This window comes from Desulfoplanes sp. (genome assembly GCF_054921335.1).
In genome coordinates this window covers 1-6,726 of sequence record NZ_JBUDSQ010000104.1, presented here as the reverse complement: position 1 = coordinate 6,726, position 6,726 = coordinate 1, and the positions used below count along the sequence as shown (strand labels likewise).

The following is a 6,726-nucleotide window of genomic DNA, read 5'->3' as shown; positions in this document are numbered from 1 at the left end:
AGGTAGTGTAAAAAAATGATAGATGAGCGCTGCGCTTCAGGATATAGGATATAGGATATAGGATAACGTCTAACCAGCTCTGCGGCACCCTTGTGGGTGCCGCAGAGCACCATTCACCCTCAACCCAGGATGGGAACGACCATGCACACCAATTCCCAGCACCACTCCCCACGCCCATCCATCTCCACCCACGCATGCGTCACCTCTGTCCCAACATCCTATATCTTATATCTTATATCCTTTATCCTTCTTCTCCTCCCCGCCTGCTCCAGCACCTCCGGCCCCCCATCCATGGACCAGCCCCGGATGAGCTCGGAAGAGATATCCATCCAGCTGGATCTGGCAGAAAGCTATATCCGGGGCGGCAAGAACCGGGCGGCGCTGGAAAAACTCCTTCTGGTCAAAAAAGAGGCCCAAAACAATCCCCGCGTATTCTTCGATCTCGGCCATGTGTACAGCCTCATGGGCAATTTTCCCACGGCCAGAAGGAACTTTGAGCATGCCGTTCACCTGGAACCCCGGTTCGGGGACGCCTGGAACTATCTTGGGCAGGTCTATGCGGCCTTGGATGAATACGGTGCCGCGAAAAAGGCCTACACTAACGCCCTGGACATCCCCAACTATCTGCGCAAGGAATTCCCGGCCTACAACATGGCCGATCTGTACACCAAACTGGGTGACCTCCCCCAGGCCGAAACCTACGCCCAGATGGCCGTGGACAAAAACTGGCGGTACATCCCGGCCTACCTCCTGCTCGGAAAGATTCTCATCGATCAAGACCGTATCCAGGATGCCCAGAAATGGTACGAACAGGGGGCAGAATCCGACCTTGAAAACACGACGATAATGCTTGCCCTGGGCGAAAACCTGATCCGCCTGGACCGGATAACCGAAGCCCGCCAATGGTTCAAGCGAGTCATACAAACCGCTCCCTCTTCCGATGATGCCCTCTTGGCCAGTAATTACCTGGAATCCATCCGCTGATTCCAAGGACTCCCCGCGTATCCTGGGCATCAATCCCTGGGTCTACGACTTCGCAGCCTACAACCTGTGGTCCCGACCGGTCGGTCTTCTGACCTGTCTGGACATGCTCCGGCGGGCGGGATGCTCCATTGCCCTGCAGGACTGCATGGATCCCACCTGGAAGGACGTGTCCTGGCCCAAACAGAACCGGTTCGGCCGGGGCCACTATCCCAAGCAGCCCCTTCCCAAACCCGATGCGTTACGCGACATCCCCCGCCAATACAGCCGCTACGGTCTGCCTTTCGACCTGGTCAGGGGGGCCCTGGAACACCTTTCCCCCACGCCCGACGCCATCCTGATCACCTCGGTGATGACCTACTGGTATCCGGGGGTCACGGCCATGATCCGCCTTATCCGCCTGACCCTGCCCCATGTTCCCATCATCCTCGGGGGCACCTATGCCAGCCTATGCCCGGAGCATGCCGGGAAGCAGGAAACCGATCTGCTCATACAGGGTCCCCTGGAGCGTGAGGACAATTGGCACAAGCTCTGGAGCCATCTTGGAGCCTCCCCCCCACCCCTTCCAAAGAATGCGGGCATGACCCCGGCCCTGGATCTCTATTCCCATCCCTTGTTCGCCCCCATCCTGGGTTCACGGGGCTGTCCCTTCCACTGCGAGTATTGCGCGAGCAACCAGCTCTATCCCAGATTCCATCAGGGACGGTTCGATTCCATCAAGGCAAACATGGCCGCTCAGATCGAGCGCGGGGTCAGGGATTTCGCCTTTTACGACGACGCCCTGCTGGTCCAGCCCGACACATGGCTCTGGCCCCTGCTCGACTGGCTGGAAAACCTGCATACGGACATCCGCCTGCACACCCCTAATGCCATGCACATCCGCTACCTGACCCCGGACGTCTGCGCCCGGTTCAAACGTGCCGGCATGACTACCATCCGGTTGGGCCTGGAAACCGCGGACTTCGGCCACCGCCATGATGCCAAACTCACCAGGGACCAATGGGAACGGGGCATCCGTGCCCTGGTCAAGGCCGGATTCGAGCACAAGGACATGGCCTGCTACATCCTCTTCGGCCTCCCCGACCAGGACGACGCCGAAGTCATGGCCACCATCGACCAGGTCAAACAATGGGGCCTGCGCCCGGAGCTGGCCCACTACACCCCCATCCCGGGAAGCCGACTCTTCGACCGAGCCTGCGACGTCTCCCCCCTCCCCCTGGCCGAGGAACCCCTGACCCAGAACAACTCCATCTGGCCCTGCGTGCCCGGAGGGTTCTCATGGGACAAGGTCACCTGGTGGAAAAGACTGACCGAATGAAATCAAGAAATAGGCTTAGATCACAAGCAAAAAAACACCCAATCGACAAACGATCAGACATGAGTCTATCTACCACAGAGAGCCATTCCTTATGAACAAAATGAAACGAGCACATATACATCCCGGCCAAAACGTGAAGATCGTCTTGAAAAAAGACCAGCGGACCGGCACATTGACCCAGGGGATCGTCAAGGACATCCTGACCAAATCCGCGACCCACACCCACGGGATCAAGGTGCGTCTGACCAGCGGAGAAGTGGGCAGGGTCAAGGAGATCTGTTCATGAAACTCTATATTGACGGCGACGCCTTTCCCAATCTGCTCAAGCCGATCATCGTCCGGGCCATCGAGCGGCTCAAGCTTCCCACCTGCGTGGTAGCCAACAAACGCATCCACCTGGGGGAATCGAGGCACATCACCTATATAGTTGTCGGCGCAGGGCCGGACGAGGCCGACAACCGCATCGTGGAGATGGTCAAAGAAGGCGATCTGGTCATCACGGCAGATATCCCCCTGGCCGACCACGTCATCACCAAAAAGGGCCACGCCATCGACCACCGGGGAGGCATCTTCACCACGGAAAACATCAAGCAGTATCTGACCATGCGCAATTTCATGCAGGAAATCCGCGACTGCGGGGAACAGACCAAGGGACCGGCACCCCTGAACAAAAAAGATGCCCACGGATTTGCCAACAGGCTGGATCGATTTTTGACCCAACACGGGTCCCGCTGAAATGATCTTTCAATTGAACCCCATGTCATTCTTGCCACAGACCATCTGATCGGCGGATGGATGAAATCCAAGCCTTGGTAACAGCCGACCTCGGAGGAATTGTGGATAATGCCCGTCTGCGTGAGATTTGTTTACTCCATACAATAGACGTCACCCGTCTACTGCAAGGTTTGGTAGCTAAAGGGGTGCTAACACAAGAAGGTCAGGGACGCTGGACACGTTGCCCTTTTTCAAAATAAACGAGGCTCCATCGCAAAAGGATTTGTTACAACTACAGGAAGCCAAAGATTGTTTTTGCAGCAGCATCCCCCCGGGGGGATGCAAAAACGGGCGATTCACGGATCGCCCCTACGGAATAGAAGACAGAGAACAGATAACAGAAAACAGATAAAAAAACCTTGCCACGAACAGAGTATTTACATGGTAGGGGATAGAGAACAGATGACAAAAAACAAATAAAAAATATTTCCCTCCAACAGAGTATCTACGAATTTTGGGTGATGCTGTTATAGAAAGTTACGCACAGATGCTTACAATCCTCTCTGACTCCAACCCCAAAGGAACCCCATGAACAAACCATCGTCCCTCCTGGCCGTCCTGACCATCAGTTTTCTCGTCGTGGGCAATCTCATCGGCGTGGGCATTCTTGCCCTGCCCATCAATACCGGGCTTGCCGGACTCGGACCGGCCATGATCGGGATGGTCGTGCTCGGCGGGGCCATGTTCTTTTCCGCCCTTGTTCTGGGAAAGGAGGCCGTGGCAAGCAGGAAAGAGAACTTCAATCTGCCCAGTCTCTATCAGCAATACCTGGGCACAGCCGGTAAATGGGTGGCGATCTTTGCAAACATGCTCATCCTGTACGGACTCCTGGTCGCCTACCTGACCGGCGGGGCCTCCATCCTGGCCAATCTCTTCCATATTCCCGCAGACTACAACTGGCTGCTCACCCTGGTCTTCTTCGCCATCATCACCTGGGTGGCCCTGATGAACACGGGGCTGCTCCTCAAATACAACACACTCATCATGGTCAGTCTGCTGGTCTTCTTCTGCCTCATGGTCTTCATGGGTGAGAGCCATGTGCAGGCCAGCCATTACACCTTTGCGGACTGGGGATTTTTGCCGGCAACCGCCCCGATCATTGTCACGGCCTTCCATTTCCACAACATCATCCCCACCATCAGCACGAGTCTCAAATGGGATTTTTCTCTGCTGTGGAAAACCATGCTCCTGGGCATGATCCTGGGATTTGTGATGAACGCCCTGTGGATACAGACCGCCCTGGGCGTGCTTCCCCTGGATGATTCCGTCAACAGCCTGCTGGTCTCCTTCCACAAGAATATCCCGGCAACCGTGCCCATGGCCAAAATTCTGGGTACTCCGCTGTTCATGATCGCCTCCCTGATCTTTTCCCTGCTGGCCATCATGACTTCCTATCTGGCCAACAGCATGGGGCTCATGGGATTCATCCAGGACATGACCGAAAACCAGATGGGCATCACAAACCGCACCCTTGTCATCGCCCTGACCTTCATCCCGCCCCTGGCCATCGCCCTGATCTGGCCCGAGGTCTTTCTCCAGGCCCTGAACATCGTGGGTGGGGTGGGTATCGTCATTCTCTTCGGCATCCTGCCAAGCATCATCTTTTTGAAAAAGAGCAGGAAATCCTGGCAAAAGATTCTCGGTGTGATCATGCTCATCCTCTTTCTGGGCTGCCTTGCCTGCGAAATCGGCCAGGAAACCGGCATGATGCGAATCAAACCCGACATGGAACACTGGGCTCCCCAGATCCATCACATGAAGCACGGATGAATCTCCATCATCCTTCCCCCCATGATCCGGACGGACGATCTATGCAGTCAGAGCGTTCAACATGGGGGGAAGGAGCACCCCGACAAGGAGCAGGGTCATCAGCGGCCGCATCAGGTTGACGAGTGTATCAAACCGCCAAAAGGACCACCTCGTCATACTCCGGACTTGCCTGAAAGCAATTATTCAGATATTTTTGTCTGCGAAAATCTATACCGGATAAGCACCTGCACAAACGGCCCACCTCTGTAAAACAACCACAGGTTCCTCCCATGCAGACCATAAACACATATTTTGCTCCTGCTGAAAAAACACACGAGGCTGAAATCGCCCAGGAGATCGAACTGCTCAACCATAACCCCTTTATCTCGGGTCTCCTTCATTCTCTCAGCGGTCTCCTGGCTGTGTTGGACAAAAACAGACAAATTCTGGCCATGAACGATTCCTTTCTGAAAATGGTCGGCATCGATGATCCCCACAAGGCATTGGGTATGAGGCCCGGGGATGTCCTGAATTGTATTCACGCCCACGATCAACCAGCAGGTTGCGGAACGACCAAGTACTGCTCCACCTGTGGTGCTGCCGTCGCCATTGTCTCGAGCCTCAAACACAATACCCCGGTTGAAAAAATATGCGCTTTGACGGCCAATAGATGCGGCAAAGAGGTCGATGTGTCCCTTCTCGTCAAATCCCATCCTATCACCATTGAAGGCCGGAGTTTTCTTCTTCTCTTCCTTCAGGATATCACCCAGCAACAGCAACGAGCGGCTCTCGAGAGGACCTTTTTCCACGATATCAACAACTTGCTCACCATGCTCGTTGGAGGAAGTGAACTCCTTGTCCGGAAACATCCCTCCAAACTCGCGCATACCGTGCATCATGCTTCCGTACGGATCATGCAGGAAATCGCTATTCAGCGTTACTTGTCCCAAACCCACTCCCACGACTATCTCCCTTCATGGGTGGAATCATCGACAAGCCAGGTCATGGAAGAACTCACCTCGTTCTTTGCCAACCATCCCTCTGCCCATGAAAAGCATCTGGAATTCGCGGTCGATTTCCCCAAGCAAGCCATCACAACGGATTTTTCTCTGCTTATGCGTGTCCTGAACAACATGGTCATCAATGCCCTCGAGGCCGGCGACAAAGAGGAAGTCGTCAAGGTATGGATCGATCAGGATGATACGGACACTGTCATCTTCCGCGTATGGAACGCCCGGAAGATACCCGATGACGTATCCCGACGAATATTCCAACGCAATTTCAGTACAAAGGAACAGGCCGGCAGGGGAATCGGGACGTTTTCCATGAAACTCCTCGGAGAAAAAATCCTGGGGGGAGAAGTCTCCTTTTCGACTTCCGAAAAAGAGGGAACTGTCTTCAGTTTCAAGCATCCAGTCGGGGCATGATTTCTCGATCAAACAGGCATATACCCATTGTGATTCAGTGTACGGTCATCAAATACACAAGAAGGGCTGTGACCAAAAAGCCCGCATCCGCCATCCCCCCGCCAGAATGATATTCTGCCGGATATCTCTGTTGAACCTCCCTTTGGTTGACAGAATCCTTCCCTTTCATCCACTCTGCTCCCCGCTACTGCGCCCGTTTCCTGCATTCCCTGCGAACGATTTGCGAATATCCCCCTACACCCTCTTTCATTCACGAGGAGCCCATGCCCTTCACATCCCTTGAACAACACCCCCTGGCCGAATGCCTGTCGCGAACCAAACGACTGCAGGCCCTTCTTGCAGAACATCTTCCCGATGCTTCGGGCATGCTCATTTTTGCCCGTCTGAACATCTATTATCTGACCGGATCGTGGGTGAACGGTCTGGTCTGGGTGCCCCGGGAAGGTGAGCCCATTCTTCTCTGCCGCAAGGGGATCG

The 6,726-nt window shown here is 54.8% G+C and carries 7 protein-coding genes; all 7 read left to right on the top strand.

Annotation, left to right across the window (positions count from 1 at the left end):
* Positions 1 to 141 precede the first annotated feature (141 nt).
* Positions 142 to 984 (top strand): tetratricopeptide repeat protein, encoded by an 843-nt coding sequence (locus tag ACY692_RS13595; protein WP_462325918.1) that lies wholly within the window; start codon positions 142 to 144, stop codon positions 982 to 984.
* On the top strand, positions 944 to 2,299 hold the full coding sequence (locus ACY692_RS13590) for a B12-binding domain-containing radical SAM protein (protein WP_462325917.1): 1,356 nt from the start codon (positions 944 to 946) through the stop codon (positions 2,297 to 2,299). Before ACY692_RS13595 ends, ACY692_RS13590 begins: the two co-directional genes overlap by 41 nt.
* Positions 2,300 to 2,399: 100 nt before the next feature.
* A complete protein-coding gene (locus ACY692_RS13585) occupies positions 2,400 to 2,585 on the top strand; it encodes a YwbE family protein (RefSeq protein ID WP_462325916.1) in 186 nt (61 codons plus the stop codon).
* Complete coding sequence (locus ACY692_RS13580; protein WP_462325915.1) at positions 2,582 to 3,034, top strand: YaiI/YqxD family protein; 453 nt, start codon at positions 2,582 to 2,584, stop codon at positions 3,032 to 3,034. Before ACY692_RS13585 ends, ACY692_RS13580 begins: the two co-directional genes overlap by 4 nt.
* Before the next feature lie 567 nt (positions 3,035 to 3,601).
* On the top strand, positions 3,602 to 4,843 hold the full coding sequence (locus ACY692_RS13575; protein WP_462325914.1) for an aromatic amino acid transport family protein: 1,242 nt from the start codon (positions 3,602 to 3,604) through the stop codon (positions 4,841 to 4,843).
* A gap of 269 nt (positions 4,844 to 5,112) precedes the next feature.
* Positions 5,113 to 6,249 carry a sensor histidine kinase gene (locus ACY692_RS13570; RefSeq protein WP_462325913.1) on the top strand — a complete coding sequence of 379 codons (1,137 nt, stop codon included), beginning with the start codon at positions 5,113 to 5,115 and terminating at the stop codon, positions 6,247 to 6,249.
* A 263-nt stretch (positions 6,250 to 6,512) separates the two neighbouring features.
* Positions 6,513 to 6,726 (top strand): aminopeptidase P family N-terminal domain-containing protein (locus ACY692_RS13565; protein WP_462325912.1); only part of this gene is annotated, 214 nt, incomplete at its 3' end.

Excerpts from the sequence above, each read along its gene's own strand:
- ACY692_RS13595 (WP_462325918.1), top strand. The coding sequence starts at position 142 with ATGCACACCAATTCCCAGCACCACTCCCCACGCCCATCCATCTCCACC.
- ACY692_RS13590 (WP_462325917.1), top strand. The coding sequence starts at position 944 with ATGCCCTCTTGGCCAGTAATTACCTGGAATCCATCCGCTGATTCCAAG.
- ACY692_RS13585 (WP_462325916.1), top strand. The coding sequence starts at position 2,400 with ATGAAACGAGCACATATACATCCCGGCCAAAACGTGAAGATCGTCTTG.
- ACY692_RS13580 (WP_462325915.1), top strand. The coding sequence starts at position 2,582 with ATGAAACTCTATATTGACGGCGACGCCTTTCCCAATCTGCTCAAGCCG.
- ACY692_RS13575 (WP_462325914.1), top strand. The coding sequence starts at position 3,602 with ATGAACAAACCATCGTCCCTCCTGGCCGTCCTGACCATCAGTTTTCTC.
- ACY692_RS13570 (WP_462325913.1), top strand. The coding sequence starts at position 5,113 with ATGCAGACCATAAACACATATTTTGCTCCTGCTGAAAAAACACACGAG.